Here is a 15,312-nt window from a genome sequence, read left to right as displayed (position 1 = left end):
CCCGTGCCCCGGCCACCATAACGGCCGGGACTGACGAGATCCTATCGACATCATGACGCGCGTCCGGTGCTGCTCCGGGGGTGCGGAAGCGGGCCGGGACCACGACCCGGGGCGGGGGCGGGTTGGTCCGGACCAACCCGGGCAACCGGAGCCCACCTGCGGAGAGTTCACCCGGATCGCCCAGCGTGGTGCGGGGCCGGTGTCGGGGCGCGCCCCGGGCAGTTGCCCCGGGGCCTCGGTGGGCCGGTCCTGCGGATCAGCCAGGACGGCCGGTCCGCAGGAACGTGCCCAGCAGCTCGTGCAGCACGGCGGCGCCTTCCTCGGCGAGCACCTCGTGCCCGGAGCCGGCCGCCTCGACGTACCGGAAGTCCTCGCCCTCGACCCGGCCGATCCGCAGCAACTCGTGCCGCAGCGAACGGGACTGGCTCACCGGCACGACCTCGTCGCGGTTGCCGTGCACCACCAGCAGCGGCGCGCTCAGCCGGTGCGCCAGTTGCAGCACGTCGCGCGGTCCGCGGGCGTCGGCGATCGGCTCGCCGCCGCCCAGCCGGGTGGTCAACGCCCGTACGGGGGGCGCCGCTTCGGCCAGAAGCCGGCCGCCGGACAGGAACGGCGCGACCACCGCGCAGCGGGAGACCTGCCCGGCCGGCGCGTGCGCCGCCGCCAGCAGGGCCAGGAACGCGCCGTAGCTGACCCCGAACAGGGCGGGCGGCTCCAGGCCGAGCGCGGCGCGCTGGCCCGCGATGCCGTCCAGCAGGTAGAGGACGTCGTCCAGGTCGGGCCCGCCCCAGGAACCCCGGATGGCCAGCGCGTGCGTCACGCCGTAGCCGGTGGAGCCGCGCTGGTTCGGCGCGACCACCGCCAGGCCCTCGGCGGCCATCCGTTGCAGCGCCGGGTCGAACTCCAGCCGCCAGGCGTCCGCCGGCCCACCGTGCAGCGCCAGCACCAGGTGCGGGCTGCTCAGCCAGGCGTCCCCGCCGTACACCACGGCTTCCAACGGGCCTGCCGGGCCCGCGAGTTCGAGGCTCTGCGCCGGGTGCCAGCGGCCGCCGTCGCCGGGCGGGGTGCTGCCGTCCAGCCGCCAGCCGGCCGGCGCGGTCCGCACCGGGCGCACCCCGCCGGGCTGCCACGGCAGGACGGTGTCCCGCCACGGACCGGGCAACCCGGAGGCCAGCGGGGCGAGTTGCAGGGGCAGCGGCATCGGCCCCGAGGCGGCCGGCAGCGGGCCGTGCGCCAGCAGCGCGTCCACGTCCAGGGTGGCCAGCGCCGTCGGATGGTCCGGTGAGGAGTACGGCAGCCGCAGCCCCGCCTCGCCCCAGTGCCCGACGGAGCCGAGCCGCCCGGGCGGGATCGGCAGCGGGTCCAGCCGCCCGGCCGAGGGTCGCCACAGCGCGAGCGCCGAACCCGCGCCGTGGTCGATCTGCACCGCGACCCGGGGGCCGTCCGCCGCCACCCGCAGCGCGACCGGCCGCAGGAACATGCCCGCGACGTGCAGGCACTCGGGGAACCGCACCGGCTCCCCGGCACCGAGGACGCCCCAGCCGAGCCGGTCGGTGCCGGGCGCGTCGCTGCGCACCATCGCGAACCGGCTGTCCGGGTCGAACAGCACCAGCCGGTCGTTGCTGTGCGGGCCGATCTCCAGCAGCGGGGTGGCGCCGCCGCTGCGCAGGTCGAGCACCACGCTGCGGACCATGCCCGCGTTCACCCGGTCCAGCGCGAGCAGCGAGCCCGTACGGTCCAGCCAGGTGCCGCCGCCGTGCAGCCCCGGGATCTCGGCGACCCGTTCGGGCTCGCTCCCGTCCGTCCGCAGCAGCCAGGCGGTGGTCGCCGGGCGGGTGTCGCTGCCGAGAGCGAGCGCCACCGGCGTGCGCGGGCCGGCCCCGGCCGGCCGCGGGAGCGGCAGCACCCGCAGCCCGGTCATCCGCAGTGAGCCCGACTGCTCTTCCACGGTGGTGTTCCCGCCGGCCGAGAGGCGGACCAGGTCGTGCCGTTCGCCGTCGTGCCGGCAGACCAGCACCGAGCCGTCGGGCAGCGCGACCAGCTGCGAGCGCAGGCTCTCCGAGCGGTTGCCGGACAGCGGCAGCGCGGTGGGGGTGGCCGGTCCGCCGTCGGGCGGCAGCCGCCAGCTCTCCGCGTACCAGCCGCTGTCGGCGGAGGAGGCCAGGCAGGCCGCGTGGCTGCCGTCGGCGGCGAACGTGAAGCTCAGCCGGCGCAGGGCCTGGGTCATGGTCCGGATGGCCACGTTCATGCTCCGCTCACCCCTGTGGTGCTGGACGGGCTGGTGATGCCGGCCGGGCCCGTGGTGCCGGCCGGGAGTCGGTGTGCGGGCGGCGCGGCACCCGGGGGCGTCCGGGCGGTGACCCGGTCCGTCGGGGCCGCACCCTGACCGGGCGGGGCGTGCCGGGGCGGCGGGACGGCGGCGGACCGTACGGCACCCGCGCCCGGGCCGTCCTCGCGCAGCGCCGCCCGTACCCGGGCCACCCCCCACCGCTGCCCCGGCTCCTCGGCCCGCAGCCCGAGGATCACCGGCGCCAGCCGTCGCGCGGTCCCGCCGGTGCGCGCCGCGAGGGCGAGCCAGCGGCCGAGCCGTTCGGCGACCGGGCGGGCCCGCGGGAGGTCCTCCGGCAGCAGCGGCTCGTACCCGGTGGCCAGCAGGAAGAGCAGCCCGCCGAGGGCGTACAGGTCGACGGCCGGGTCGGCGACGCGGCGGTGCGCGGGGGCGAGCCGGCCGGGTCCGTGCTCGGGGGCGCGGTAGCCGGGGGAGCCGGCCGGGCCCGCGAGCCGTCCGGTCTCGGCGGTGAGTCCGAGGTCGACCAGCCGCAGCGTGCCGTCCGGGCGGACCACCACGTTGCCGGGGGAGAGGCCGCGCAGCACCAGCCCCTGGGCGTGCACCCGCTCGACCAGGTCCAGCAGACCGTGCACCACCGTCCTGGCCTCGGCCCAGTCGACGTCGGGGCTGCTGTCGCGCCGCAGCCTGGCGGCCACCCAGTCGCCCAGCGGCTGTCCGGCGATTCGTTCCTGCACCAGGAGGACGGAGCCGTCCCCCTCGATCAGTTCGAGGGCGCGCGGCACCAGCCCCCGTCCCTCCAGCCGGACGAGCAGCGCGGCCTCGCGGCGCAGTGCGTCGCGGGCGTCGGGGCCGGCCCGGTGCTCCTCTCCCTCTCCGCGCGCGCGGGCCTGCTTGACCACGACCTCGGCGCCGCTCGACGCCTCCCGCCCGAGGAACACCCCGCCCCGCGCGCCCTGCCGGACGGCGGTGGTCACCGTGTACCGGCCGGCCGCCCGGACCCCGTCTCCGCCCCCGCCCCGGCGCCGGCCGGAAGCCGCCCGCGGGGCACCCGCCCCCGGGCCGTCGAACGGGTCCGGCCGCCACCCCGGCGCCCGGTGCGCCTCCTCGGTCCGCTCCCCGGCAGGTCCGCGCGGCGCCGAGCGGCACCCCCCGTCGTCGCCCGGCTCCGCCGCCGGCGCGAACGCCCCGTACCGGTAGTGCACCAGGCTCCCCGGCCGGTACGGCCGGGCGGAGCGCAGCACCGGCCCCGGCAGCCCGGCGGTGGCCCGGTCCAGCTCTGCCGCCAGCCGCCGGAACTGCGCGTCGTCGGCCGGGTAGACGGTGATGAACGTGCCCGCCGGGCCGCGGTCGCGGTCACGGTCGCGGTCACGGTCGCGGTCACGGTCGCGGGAGTCGAGTCCGTCCGGCCGTTCCCGCGCGGCGGCGAAGGTGAAGCCGCACGGGTCTGCGGCGAGCACCCGGACCACCGCCGAGAGCACCGCCTCGCCCGCCACCGCGGCCGCACTCACCTGGAGCTTCCACCCCCGCTCCGGCAGCGGTACGGCCGTGGGCGGCCTGGCCGTGCACCAGGAACCACCGACGGTGACGTCCCAGTCGCCGCGGCCTCCCCGCCCTCCGGCGCCGGCCAGTACCGCCCGCGTCGCCTCCGGCCACGGACCCGCCGCACCGGCTCCGCACCCCGGCGATCCCCCGTCCCCGGCCGTACGCGGCGATCTGCCCGCCTCCATTCGCCACCCCATCCCTTCGCCCCGGCCGCCGCCACCGGGTGCCCACTGCTCGCGGCGCCCGGGGCAACTCCCGTTCGCAGGACTGAAGTTAGTTTCGAGAAAACCGGCAGCTCAACGCAGAGCCGGTCACTTCACTCTTAAGGGTGATCCGGCGACGGTTTCGAATTCGTACGAGCCCACTGATGTGAGCAGTGGGACCCCGGCGCACCGGCGTGCACGGCCCGCGCGGGGCCGTCCGCGTGCCCTCCGCCGCAGGCCGGCTCAGGTCCGGCCACGGGTTGACGCGCATCCGTACGCCCTCGGCACCCCCGTCCGAACGTCGCCGGCGCCCCGGTCCGGCCCACCGGTGGCCCACTGGCGATCCGGCCGCGAGGAAGGGAGACGAGCAAGGGGGAGGGGCAGCGGGCGCGGAGCAGGAGGCGGGCAGGCCACGGACGGATCGGACGCCGCCCGGCCGGGGCGCACCCCGCGGCCCGGCCCGGCCCCGAACGGCCGAGGCCCGACCGCCCCCGCGCGCACGGTAGTCTCGACAGGTGCCGAAACTGTCCGACGTCATCACCGCGCTCGAAGAGGTCTACCCGCCGCAGTGGGCGGAGTCCTGGGACGCCGTCGGCCTGGTCTGCGGAGACCCTCAGGCCGAGGTCGACCGCGTGCTGTTCGCCGTCGACCCCGTCCAGGCGGTCGTCGACGAGGCCGTGGAGTGGGGCGCCGACCTCGTGGTCACCCACCACCCCCTCTACCTGCGCGGCACCACCAGCGTCGCCGCCACCACCTTCAAGGGCCGGGTGGTGCACTCGCTGATCGGCAACGGCATCGCCCTGCACGTCGCCCACACCAACGCCGACCACGCCGACCCGGGCGTCTCGGACGCGCTCGCCGAAGCGGTCGGCCTGCGGGTGACCGGTCCGCTGGTGCCGGACCCGACCGACCCGCTCGGCCGCCGCGGCACCGGCCGGATCGGCCTGCTGGAGCCCCCGCTGACCCTCTCCGCCTTCGCCGCCCGGGTCGCCGGGGGCCTGCCCGCCACCGCCGCCGGCGTCCGAGTCTCCGGCGACCCGAACCGGCTGGTCAGCCGGGTCGCGGTGTGCGGCGGCTCGGGCGACAGCCTCTTCGCCGAGGTCAGGGCGGCCGGCGTGGACGCCTACCTGACCGCCGACCTGCGTCACCACCCGGCCTCCGAGGCCACCGAGGCGGCGCCCGTCGCGCTGATCGACGCCGCCCACTGGGCCACCGAGTGGCCCTGGCTCACCCTGGCCGAGCGGGCCCTGCTGGCCGCCGCGGACAAGCGCGGCTGGGCCGTGGAGACCAAGGTCTCCCACCGGGTCACCGACCCGTGGACCGCGCACGCCCCCATGTCCTTCACCGCCTGACCCGATTCACAGGAGCTCTCCGCTTGAACGCCGCGCCCGCCGACCAGATCCGCCTGCTCGACCTCCAGGCCATCGACTCGAAGCTCGACCAGCTGGCCCACCGGCGCCGGAGCCTGCCCGAGCACGCCGAGATCGAGAAGGCCACCGCCGACCACACCGCGCTCAAGGACCTCGTCGTCGCCGCCGAGGCCCAGAAGGGCGACACCGCCCGCGAGCTGACCAAGGCCGAGCAGGACGTCGAGCAGGTCCGGGCCCGTGCCGCCCGCAACCAGCAGCGCCTCGACTCCGGCGCGATCACCTCGCCGAAGGACCTGGAGAACCTCCAGCACGAGATCGGCTCGCTCGCCAAGCGCCAGGGCGACCTGGAGGACGTCGTGCTGGGGATCATGGAGCGCCAGGAGAGCGCCGTCACCCGGGTCGAGGAGCTGTCCGCCCGCCTGGAGCACTCCACCATCGTCCTCACCGAGGCCGAGGGCCGCCGCGACGCCTCCTTCGCCGAGATCGACGCGGAGGCCGACAAGGTCAAGCGCGACCGCGAGGCCGTCTCCGCCGTGATCCCGGCCGACCTGATCAAGGTCTACACCAAGCTGCGCGAGACCCAGGGCGGCGTCGGCGCGGCCCGCCTCTACCAGCGCCGCTGCGAGGGCTGCCGCACCGAGTTCTCGATCACCGAGCTGAACGCCATCAAGGCCGAGCCGGCCGACAAGGTCGTCCGCTGCGAGAACTGCTCGCGGATCCTGGTCCGCACCGCCGAATCGGGCGTCTGAGCCGGTGGCGGCCCGCTTCATCGTCGAGGCTGACGGCGGGTCCCGGGGCAACCCGGGGCCGGCCGGCTACGGCGCGGTGGTCCGTGACGGGGACACCGGGCAGATCGTCGCCGAGGCCGCCGAGTTCATCGGCCACGCCACCAACAACGTGGCCGAGTACAAGGGTCTGATCGCCGGGCTCAGGGCGGCCCGCGAGCTGGACCCGGACGCCTCCGTCGACGTCCGGATGGACTCCAAGCTGGTCGTCGAGCAGATGTCGGGGCGCTGGAAGATCAAGCACCCCGACATGCGGCCGCTCGCCGCCGAGGCGCGCACCGTCTTCCCGCGCGCCCAGGTGGCGTACACCTGGATCCCGCGCGAGCGGAACAAGGACGCCGACCGGCTGGCCAACGAGGCGATGGACGCGGGCAAGGCGGGGCGCCAGTGGGAGCCCAGGCCGAAGGCCCCGGCCGGCACCGCCGACGAGCCGCCACCGGAGACCGCCGCCCCCAAGGCCGGCTGGGCCGCCCCCGCCGACCTCGGCACGCCCACCACCTTCGTCCTGCTGCGCCACGGCGAGACTCCGCTCACCCCGGAGAAGCGTTTCTCCGGCAGCGGCGGCAGCGACCCGGAGCTCTCCGACAAGGGCCGCTGGCAGGCCGAGCGGGCCGCCGAGGCGCTGGCCGCGCGCGGCAGCGTCCAGGCGGTCGTCGCTTCCCCGATGCGCCGCACCCGGCAGACCGCCGAGACCGTCGCCGCCCGGCTCGGCCTGGAGGTCCGGTACGAGGACGGGCTGCGCGAGGTCGACTTCGGCGACTGGGAGGGCCTGACCTTCGCCGAGGTGCGGGAGCGGTACCCGGACGACCTGACCGCCTGGCTCGGCTCCGCCAAGGCCAAGCCGACCGGCGGCGGTGAGAGCTTCACCACGCTCACCCACCGGGCGGGTGTCGCCCGCGACAAGATCCTGGCCAGGTACGCGGGGAGGACCGTGCTGGTGGTCTCGCACGTCAGCCCGATCAAGACCCTGGTCCGGCTGGCGCTCGGCGCCCCGCCGGACTCGATGTACCGGATGGAGCTGTCCGCCGCCTCGATCTGCGCCGTCCAGTACTACGCGGACGGCAACGCCTCGCTGCGGCTGCTCAACGACACCTCGCACCTGCGCTGAGCCCGGTACGCCGGGCCCGGCGCACCAGGCCCGGCCGCCCGGCTCAGTGCACGTCAGTGCACCTCGGTGACCACCACGTCCAGCTGCCACGGCTTGCGCGCCGTGCCCTCCGCCGCCGTCTCCACCCGGTGGCCCAGCTCCAGCAGGGCGTCCCGCAGCTCGCCGGGGGTCTTCGGCTCGGCCCCGGCGACCAGCAGGTCCCGGACGATCCGTCCCTTGGTCGCCTTGTTGAAGTGGCTGACCACGGTGCGCCTGCCGTCCCGCTCCTGGAGCACCCGGACGGTCGCGGTCCTGGAGACCACCTCTCCGGCCGGCTTCCAGGCCGCCGCGTACGCGGAGCTGCGCAGGTCCAGCACCAGCCCGTCCGCGACCTCGGGGAGCACGGGGGCCATCGCGCTCCGCCAGTACGCCCCGAGCGCCCCCAGCTCCGGGAGCCTGACGCCCATCGAGCAGCGGTAGGACGGGATCCGGTCGGAGATCCGCACGGCGCCCCAGAGGCCGGAGAACACCAGCAGCGAGCGCTCGGCCCGGTCGTACGCGGCGGCGTCCAGGGTGGCCAGGCCGAGGTTGTCGAACAGCACCCCGGTGTACACCTCGCCCGCGGGACGGGCACCGGCCGTCGGCAGCCCGGCGTTCTTGGCGATCTCGCCGCGCAGGCCGGGGGAGAGCCCGAGCACGTCGGCGGCGGTGTCCTCGTCGCCCCGGCACAGGCCTGCCAGCGCGTCCAGCACCGCGCCGCGCGCCGCCGTCAGCCCGGGCAGCGACAGCCGGTCCAGTGCCACCGGCCCGCCGTCCCCGGACCCGGCCTTGCCCTCCGAGGGCGGCAACAGCACCAGCACAGCGGACTCCTCGACGATCTGTGGCGGACGAACCCAGCCACCCTACTGCGCCCGCCGCACGGCCCCCGCCCGCGCGACCGCCGCGGCCCCCGCCCCCAGCGCGACGCACAGCGGCGAGTAGTACCGGGCGTTCAGCCGCCGGAACCGCTCCGAGCGCTCGTCCACCCGCCCGAACAGCACCGGACCGGCCACCCCGCGCGCCAGCAGCACCCCCGCCACCGTCCGCACCCCGGCCCGCCGCAGCCGCCGCGGCCCGACCGCCGGCAGCACCCCGGCCTCCGACCCCACCAGGTACGCCCCGGCCCCGAGCGCCCCCGCCACCGCCAGACACGCGGCCGCCGGGGGCACGCCGTCGCCCTGTCCGACCACGCTGTCCGCGAACTCCTCCGCGGAGCCGAACGGCCACGGCGTCACCGCCCACACCGCGTGCAGCACCCCGGTCGCCGCCAGCGCCGCGGCCACCACACCCCCGGTCGCCCTCGTCGCACCCATCGCCCGAACCCCCTTCGCAGCCGGTCAGTCGATCCCACCGTACGAGTGCTTACACCGCCGCCGGCCCGCCGGTCCGCAACCACCCCCTGGTCGACCGCAACAAGCGCACCGCGTTCGAGGCGATGCTGCTGTTCCTCGACTACAACGGCGAGCCGTACACCGACCCGCACCCGGACGAGGCCGTGGCGTTCGTGCTCCGCCTCGCGACCGGCGGCTACGACGACGCGATCGCCCTGGCGGCGAAGGACCTGAAGTCGCTGTCGGGACGCTGAGCCTCCGTCCGGAACCACCCGGTCCCGCTCTACCCTGGCGGGCATGCCTCGCCGAAAACTGCGCGTCAAGGCCGTCGACTCCGCCCGGATCAACACCGAGCTGACCGAGCTCCGCACCCGCCTGGAGATCCACACCGAGTGGCCGCGGGCCGTGCTCGCCGAGGCGGAGGAGGCGGCCGAGCGGCCCCGGCTGCCCGAGTACGACGCCACCGACCTGCCGCTGTTCACCGTCGACCCGCCCGGCTCGCGCGACCTCGACCAGGCCATGCACCTCACCCACCGCCCAGGCGGCGGCTACCGGGTGCACTACGCGATCGCCGACGTCGCCGCCTTCGTCCGCCCCGGCGGCGCGATCGACACCGAGGCCCGCCGCCGGGTCGAGACCCTCTACTTCCCGGACCACCGCGTCCCGCTGCATCCCACCCGGCTCTCCGAGGACGCCGCCAGCCTGCTGCCCGGCGAGCCCCGCCCCGCCCTGCTCTGGCAGCTCGACCTGGACGCCGACGGCGCCGTCGTCCTCGCCGACCTGCGCCGCGCCGTGGTCCGCTCGCACCGCCGCCTGGACTACGCCGCCGTCGAGCGCGCGGTCGGACTCGGCGGCGCCGACGAGCAGCTCGCCCTGCTCGCCACCGTCGGCGGGCTGCGCGAGGAGCAGGAGCGCGCCCGGGGCGGGATCAACCTGCCGGTGCCCGAGCAGGAGGTCGAGGAGACCCTGCACGGCTACGTCCTCGGCTACCGCGCCCCCGGCCCCGCCGACGGCTGGAACGCCCAGATCTCCCTGCTCACCGGCATGGCCGCGGCCGAGCTGATGCTGGACGCCGGCGTAGGCCTGCTGCGCACCCTGCCCGCCGCGCCCGCCGCCGGGTACGAGCGGCTGCGCCGGATCGCCGCCGCGCTGGACGTGGACTGGCCGCAGTCGGTGCCGTACCCCGAGCTGATCCGCTCCCTGGACCCGGACGCCCCGCTCGACGCCGCCTTCCTGACCGCCTGCACGGGCCTGCTGCGCGGCGCCGGCTACCACGCCTTCGACGAGTCCCGCGGCCTGCCCGTGCCCGCCGAGCCCGACCACGCCGCGCTCGCCGCCCCGTACGCGCACTGCACCGCGCCGCTGCGCCGGCTCGGCGACCGCTTCGCCCAGGAGGTGTGCGCGGCGGTGGCCGCGGGGGAGGACGTGCCGGACTGGGCGCGCGAGGCGCTGCCGGCCGTCCCGGCGCTGATGGCGGGCGGGGACCGCCGCGCCGGCGAGGTCGAACGGGCCTGCGTGGACCTGGTGGAGGCGGAGCTGCTGGCGGGCCGGGAGGGCGAGGCCTTCGCCGCGGTGGTCGTCGACGTGGACGAGAGGCGGCCGGGCTCCGGCACCGTCCAGCTGCGCGACCCGGCCGTCCGGGCCCGCTGTGACGGAGCCGGGGCCGGGGCTGGAGCCGGGGCCGGGCTGCCGCTCGGCCGGGTGATCGACGTCCGGCTGACGACGGCCGACCCGGCCACCGGGACCGTCCGCTTCACGGCGGTGTAGCCGCCCGCCACCACTGTCCGGGCCCGCCGCCGCTGTCCGGACACGCCACCCGGACGCGCCGCCCACCCGCCCCGGCCCGTCCCGCGGTGGGAGGATCGGTCCGTGCCCGCCCCCCAGCCCCGCGCCGCCGCTCCCGCGCCCGCCCCCGGGTCCGAGCCCGGGGCCCGCCGCCGTCTGCTCGTCCTGGCGGTCTGCTGCCTGAGCCTGTTCATCGTCGGCCTCGACAACACCGTGGTGAACATCGCCCTGCCGGTGATCCAGCGGGACCTCGGCGCCCCGGCGTCCGGGCTCCAGTGGATCATCGACGCCTACACCCTGGTGCTGGCCTCGCTGCTGATGCTGTTCGGCTCGGTGGCCGACCGCTTCGGCCGCCGCCGGGTGTTCCAGACCGGCCTGGTCTGCTTCGCGCTCGGTTCCCTGCTGTGCAGTCAGGCGCCGAGCCTGGGCTGGCTGGTGGCGTTCCGGGCGCTCCAGGCGGTGGGCGGCTCGATGCTCAACCCGGTGGCGATGTCGATCATCACCAACACCTTCACGGACCCGAGGGAACGGGCCAGGGCGATCGGCGTCTGGGGCGGCGTGGTCGGCATCTCGATGGCGCTCGGCCCACTGCTCGGCGGCTTCCTGGTGGACGGTGCCGGCTGGCCGTCGATCTTCCTGGTCAACGTCCCGGTGGCGCTCGCCGCCATCGCGCTGACCGCCCGCTACGTCCCGGAGTCCCGCGCGCCCCGGCCGCGCCGGCTGGACCCGGTGGGGCAGCTGCTGATGATCGTGCTGCTCGGCTGCGGCACCGCCGCGATCATCGAGGGCCCGGGCCACGGCTGGACCTCCCCGCTGATCCTGGCCCTGGCCGGGACCGCGGTGGCCGCGCTGATCGCGTTCCCGCTCTGGGAACGGCGGGTGGCCGAGCCGCTGGTGGACCCGCGGTTCTTCGCGAGCGCGCCGTTCGCCGGGGCCACCGTCACCGCGGTCTGCGCCTTCGCCGCACTCGGCGGCTTCCTCTTCCTCAACACCCTCTACCTCCAGGACGTCCGGCACTACGGCCCGGTCGAGGCCGGCCTGTGGACGCTGCCGATGGCCGGGATGATGCTGGTCTGCGCGCCGCTGTCCGGGCGGATCGTCGGCAGCCGGGGCCCGCGCCTGCCGCTGGTCGCGGCCGGGCTCGGCCTCGCCGCGAGCGGGCTGCTGCTCACCAGGCTCGCCGCCGACTCCCCGCCGGCCCTGCTGCTGGTCGCGTACGCGCTGTTCGGCTTCGGCTTCGGCATGGTGAACGCGCCGATCACCAACGCCGCGGTCGCCGGCATGCCGCGCGCCCAGGCGGGGGTGGCGGCCGCGGTCGCCTCGACCAGCCGTCAGGTCGGCCAGTCGCTGGGCGTGGCGGTGATCGGCACGGTCGTCACCTCGGCGGTGGCCGGCCCGGTCGCGACCGGCTTCGCCCCGGCCAGCCACGCCGGCTGGTGGATCCTGGTCGGTCTCGGCGGCGCCGTCCTCGCCCTGGGCCTGGTCACCACCACCGCCTGGGCGAGCGCCACGGCCGCCCGGGTGGCCGCCCGGCTCGGCGCCGAGCCGCCCGCCGTCCGGTCCCGGGTTCGGGAGGCGCCGCCCGAGCGGCTACCATGACCACTACGGCGGAAGAGTCGGCCGGGCGGTCGCGACGGGTCCCAGACCCGCCGAGGAACGTCCGGGCTCCACAGAGCATGGTGGTGGGTAACGCCCACCCGGGGTGACCCGCGGGACAGTGCCACAGAAAACAGACCGCCCACCGCTTCTCGCGGTGGGTAAGGGTGAAACGGTGGTGTAAGAGACCACCAGCGACCGGGGTGACCCGGACGGCTAGGTAAACCCCACCTGGAGCAAGGTCAAGATCGGTGCCCTCGGGCACCGTGCGCGGACGTTCGAAGGCTGCTCGCCCGAGTCCGCGGGTGGACCGCACGAGGCTGTCGGCAACGGCAGCCCTAGATGGATGGCCGCCTCCCCGGGCCGCGCAAGCAACCCGGGAGACAGAACCCGGCGTACAGGCCGACTCTTCCGCCGCCTGGCTTGAGTGAGGCCCCTGATCTGCAACTTCGCAGATCAGGGGCCTTTTCATGTCTCGAAGATCTGTAATCGCTTGCCGACTCTTCGCGCCTACTGCAACCTGTTTCTGGGTGTGCGGTGGCGATCGTGTGGCGGTGAGAACGGTCGAAGCAGCGTCCAAGAGCCCCCGGTAGCCTCGTTGCAGCTAGCCGGCCAGCGCCTCTCCGAGCAGCGCGTACGGCCGACCGGTGAGCCGGCGATGCAGCGTCTCGGTGCGGGATCGGATCAGGCCCTCACGGTAGGCGGCCGGCAGCCGCTCCCACACTCCGGACGCCATCTCGGCCGCACCGGTCGGGTCGCCGTCGACGCGGAGGCATGCGGCGGTGTCCACTGCCAGCAGGGCGCGCGCCATGACCGACGGAGAGTCTGTGAGCGCCAAGGCGTCCTCCTGCGCCTGGTAGGCGCTGCCCGTGTCGCCCAGCAGTGTGTACGCCTGCGACAGGTGCACGTGGTGCTTCTGCTCGGGGTAGCCGAACCAGGTGTCGGCCGCCTCGGCGCCGTTCAGGCGCTCCGCCAGATTCCGCGCGTCGTCCACCGCTCGCCGGGCGCCTTCGAGGTCGCCGGAGGCTGCCAGAGCACGCGCTGTGACGGCCGCAGCGAGCGCTGCGGCCGCCGTCGGGCTGCTCCCCGCCTCCCGCCGGGCCTGCTCGGCGACCCGAGCGGCCGCCCCGGGAGCGCCGTAGTTGAGCGGGACCATGGCGTGCCGGGCCAGCACCCACGCGATCATCCGCTGATCACCGGACTCCCGCGCGGCCTGCTCGGCGGTGGCGAACCAGCGGTAGGCGTCGCGCTGGTCACCGCGGTCGTGCTGGACGATGGCCACCAAGCCCGCGATGCCTGCCGCCGTCCGGGCGAGGTCCGCACGGGTACGCGCCGGGTGAGGTCGGTTCAGCACCTCTCCCAGCAGATCGAGATCACCCATCATCTTGGCCAGCACCGCCCCCGGTGCCCGGCCGCGGTAGCCGCCCCGGTGCTGCTCGAACGCCGACTCCAGGTAGGCGAGATCACCCTCTCCGGATGGCCTGAGCGCTGCGGTGATCCCCTCGTGGGCCTGTGCGATGCCGGGCAGCGCGACGAGGCCGGCGGCTGCTCCTATACCTGCTCCGATGAACTTCCGCCTGTCCACGCTGTTGCCCTTCGTGCTGCGCCCACTCCGGTACCGCCGGGAGGCGGCGGCGGCCTCGGACACCTGGCCCACGGTCAGACCGTAGGCGTCGGCGATCCCCTGGTACGAGGGTTTCTGCGGAATTCGCCTCTCGGTTTCCCACCGCTTGATGGTCTCCCAGTCGCACCACTCGCCACTTGCGGCGGCGACCAACTCTGCCTGCTCGGCGCGCGTCTTCTTCGGATGCGCCTCGCGGATCTCCCGCAACAGTCGGCCGATCCCGTCCAGGCTGACACCGCTCACCTGCGGCCCCCTAGCTCATAGTTGACAGGGCATCAATTCTGGCCTCCCGGTGGTCTCCTGGTGGAAAACGCACCCCTTCGTGGCCCCTCTCCTACGGCATGCCCGCGCCGTTCAATGACTAACAGCCACCCGGTGCGAGGAATGACCGATCCTCTTCGGTCCCGTGGACGAGCGCCGGGCAGCCCCTGACTACCGGAGGCCGCCCTGACGGCCATGACGACGCTGCTGCTCACCGAGCGCGGCCCGATCCATGCCGACACCGACGAGGCAGAACCGCTCGGCGAAGGAGGGGAACACGTGCACGACCTGATCGCCAGTCCGTTCCTGGACGAATACCTGTTGGTGCGCCCTGGTGGCCGGGGCGGTCTCCGGCTCCCGCAGGCCAACTACGAGGAGCTGCGTGCCCACGACCCCGCCCGGACAGCTCCCTCGTGGCTGGCGGATGCCGTGCGCGCCCAGTGGGCCGACCTGGACGTGACCGGCCGTCCTGCGGGTGACGTCCTGCTGGTCCGGCAGCCCTCCACGTGGGGCTACTCGCGAGCCAGCTGGGAGATCAACCTCGGCTGCAACTACACGTGCAAGCACTGCTATCTCGGGCTCAAGGTCAACTCGGGTATGCCGCTCGCGGACAAACTCACCTGCCTGGGCATCATGGCCGAGGCCGGCGTTCTCTGGATCCAGATCACCGGGGGCGAGCCCACCGTGGACCGGGACTTCATGCCCTCGTATCGCCGCGCGTTCGAGCTGGGCATGATGATCACCGTCTCCACCAACGCCTCGTTGCTGTGGCGGGAGAACCTGCTGGAGATGTTCCGCGAGCGCCCGCCCTACCGGGTCACGGTGTCGATGTACGGGGCGACCAAGGCCGGCTACGACGAGCTGACCCAGCGGCAGGGCGCCTGGGACCTGTTCATCCAGGGCATGAACGCCGGCCGCAGGGCCAAGCTGCCGCTGCGGATGAGCATCATCGTCACCGAGGACAACGCCACCGAGGAACAGGCGATGATCGCCCTGTGCGAAGGCTGGGGGCTGGAGTACAACGTCTTCACCAACATGACTCCGACGATCTACGGCGGGGCGGAGTCGCTGACCGCGCAGTCCAAGGAGCACCTGCGGATGCGCAAGCCGTTCGGCGGCTGCAACGCCGGACACACCTTCTTCCACACCGACCCACACGGGCTGGTGTCCATCTGCAAGATCGGCCGTGACGACCAAATCAGCCTCCCCACCGAGGGGATCGACGGCCTCGCCCGGCTCGGCGCCATCGCCGACCGCCTCATGCTTCGCACCGGTGGATGCTCCGGCTGCCGGCTCTCCGGCGCGTGCACCGTGTGCCGGCCGCTGGCCAAGCACTACCAGGAGGCGAAGGCACCACTCGCAAGTTACTGCCAGCACGGGATCAAGAAAGCAGGGTGAC

At 75.0% G+C, this 15,312-nt stretch carries 12 protein-coding genes and 1 other RNA gene; 8 read left to right on the top strand and 5 right to left on the bottom strand.

Features of this window, described 5'->3' with window-relative positions:
• Window positions 1–256: 256 nt before the first annotated feature.
• Both ACZ7C5_RS20205 and ACZ7C5_RS20200 read right to left on the bottom strand, forming a co-directional pair.
• Window positions 257–2,248, bottom strand: coding sequence for a S9 family peptidase (locus ACZ7C5_RS20205; RefSeq protein WP_401078553.1), 1,992 nt, complete (start codon window positions 2,246–2,248; stop codon window positions 257–259).
• Window positions 2,245–4,017 carry a class III lanthionine synthetase LanKC N-terminal domain-containing protein gene (locus ACZ7C5_RS20200; RefSeq protein ID WP_470323138.1) on the bottom strand — a complete coding sequence of 591 codons (1,773 nt, stop codon included), beginning with the start codon at window positions 4,015–4,017 and terminating at the stop codon, window positions 2,245–2,247. The genes ACZ7C5_RS20205 and ACZ7C5_RS20200 overlap by 4 nt, the downstream gene beginning before the upstream one ends.
• 533 nt (window positions 4,018–4,550) lie before the next feature.
• On the opposite strand from ACZ7C5_RS20200, the gene ACZ7C5_RS20195 reads away from it, so the two are divergent.
• The 3 genes from ACZ7C5_RS20195 to ACZ7C5_RS20185 are packed head-to-tail and all read left to right on the top strand — an operon-like array spanning window position 4,551 to window position 7,298.
• Complete coding sequence (locus ACZ7C5_RS20195) at window positions 4,551–5,387, top strand: Nif3-like dinuclear metal center hexameric protein (protein WP_401078560.1); 837 nt, start codon at window positions 4,551–4,553, stop codon at window positions 5,385–5,387.
• Between the two features lie 23 nt (window positions 5,388–5,410).
• Window positions 5,411–6,154 carry a zinc ribbon domain-containing protein gene (locus tag ACZ7C5_RS20190; protein ID WP_401078563.1) on the top strand — a complete coding sequence of 248 codons (744 nt, stop codon included), beginning with the start codon at window positions 5,411–5,413 and terminating at the stop codon, window positions 6,152–6,154.
• Window positions 6,155–6,158: 4 nt separating this feature from the next.
• Entirely contained in the window at window positions 6,159–7,298 is a 1,140-nt protein-coding gene (locus ACZ7C5_RS20185; RefSeq protein WP_401078566.1) for a bifunctional RNase H/acid phosphatase, read from the top strand.
• 53 nt (window positions 7,299–7,351) lie between these two features.
• Here the strand turns inward: ACZ7C5_RS20185 and yaaA are convergent, their stop codons facing one another.
• Both yaaA and ACZ7C5_RS20175 read right to left on the bottom strand, forming a co-directional pair.
• Window positions 7,352–8,137, bottom strand: coding sequence for a peroxide stress protein YaaA (gene yaaA / locus ACZ7C5_RS20180; RefSeq protein WP_470323137.1), 786 nt, complete (start codon window positions 8,135–8,137; stop codon window positions 7,352–7,354).
• A gap of 42 nt (window positions 8,138–8,179) precedes the next feature.
• Window positions 8,180–8,629 (bottom strand): DUF3995 domain-containing protein, encoded by a 450-nt coding sequence (locus ACZ7C5_RS20175; protein ID WP_401078572.1) that lies wholly within the window; start codon window positions 8,627–8,629, stop codon window positions 8,180–8,182.
• Window positions 8,630–8,751: 122 nt separating this feature from the next.
• Here ACZ7C5_RS20175 and ACZ7C5_RS20170 point away from each other — a divergent pair, with 122 nt between their 5' ends.
• From ACZ7C5_RS20170 to rnpB, 4 genes are all read left to right on the top strand, one after another.
• Entirely contained in the window at window positions 8,752–8,901 is a 150-nt protein-coding gene (locus ACZ7C5_RS20170; RefSeq protein ID WP_401078575.1) for a hypothetical protein, read from the top strand.
• A 43-nt stretch (window positions 8,902–8,944) separates the two neighbouring features.
• The gene (locus tag ACZ7C5_RS20165) at window positions 8,945–10,414 is read left to right on the top strand and encodes an RNB domain-containing ribonuclease (protein WP_470323136.1); all 1,470 of its coding nucleotides are present in this window, start codon (window positions 8,945–8,947) and stop codon (window positions 10,412–10,414) included.
• Between the two features lie 174 nt (window positions 10,415–10,588).
• Window positions 10,589–12,031, top strand: a complete 1,443-nt coding sequence (locus tag ACZ7C5_RS20160) for a DHA2 family efflux MFS transporter permease subunit (RefSeq protein WP_401079765.1) — start codon at window positions 10,589–10,591, stop codon at window positions 12,029–12,031.
• 13 nt (window positions 12,032–12,044) lie between these two features.
• Window positions 12,045–12,442: RNase P RNA component class A (gene rnpB, locus ACZ7C5_RS20155), an RNA gene on the top strand.
• A gap of 190 nt (window positions 12,443–12,632) precedes the next feature.
• On the opposite strand, the gene ACZ7C5_RS20150 is transcribed toward rnpB, so the two are convergent.
• Window positions 12,633–13,895 (bottom strand): transcriptional regulator, encoded by a 1,263-nt coding sequence (locus ACZ7C5_RS20150; RefSeq protein WP_470323135.1) that lies wholly within the window; start codon window positions 13,893–13,895, stop codon window positions 12,633–12,635.
• 297 nt (window positions 13,896–14,192) lie between these two features.
• Here ACZ7C5_RS20150 and ACZ7C5_RS20145 point away from each other — a divergent pair, with 297 nt between their 5' ends.
• On the top strand, window positions 14,193–15,311 hold the full coding sequence (locus ACZ7C5_RS20145; RefSeq protein ID WP_401079767.1) for a radical SAM protein: 1,119 nt from the start codon (window positions 14,193–14,195) through the stop codon (window positions 15,309–15,311).
• Window position 15,312: the final 1 nt, after the last annotated feature.

Source organism: Kitasatospora sp. NPDC036993, assembly GCF_055607525.1.
The sequence above is the reverse complement of the archived record's forward strand: the minus strand, read 5'-3'. Positions and strand labels throughout refer to the sequence as shown.